At 69.5% G+C, this 488-nt stretch carries 1 protein-coding gene; it reads left to right on the plus strand.

From position 1 onward, the window contains the following. The coding region (locus EOA28_RS38050; RefSeq protein ID WP_148671226.1) for an FAD-binding oxidoreductase at positions 1 to 488 on the plus strand (488 nt) is incomplete at both ends.

Here is a 488-nt window from a genome sequence, read left to right on the forward strand (position 1 = left end):
GCCTTGCGCGACCAAGCCGACATCGCGCCCTACATCACCGAGCGGCGCGGCCTCTGGCATGGCCGCACGTCGCTGGTGCTGAGGCCCGGCAGCGTCGAGGAAGTGAGCCGCATCATGCGGCTTGCGACCGAGACCGGAACGCCGATCGTGCCGCAGAGCGGCAACACCGGGCTAGTCGGCGCGCAGGTGCCGGACAAATCCGGCCACGACATCGTGCTGTCGCTGTCGCGGCTGAACCGCATCCGCGAGATCGATGTCTTGTCGAACACGGTGACCGTCGAGGCCGGCGTCATCCTGCAGACGCTGCAGGAGGCGGCCGACGCCGCCGACCGGCTCTTTCCGCTCTCGCTCGCCGCGCAAGGCTCCTGCCAGATCGGCGGCAATCTGTCCTCCAATGCCGGCGGCACGGGCGTGCTTGCCTACGGCAATGCGCGCGAGCTCTGCCTCGGCGTCGAGGTGGTGCTGCCGACCGGCGAGGTGTTCGACGA

The organism is Mesorhizobium sp. M2A.F.Ca.ET.067.02.1.1, assembly GCF_004023285.1.
Classification (GTDB): Bacteria; Pseudomonadota; Alphaproteobacteria; order Rhizobiales; family Rhizobiaceae; genus Mesorhizobium.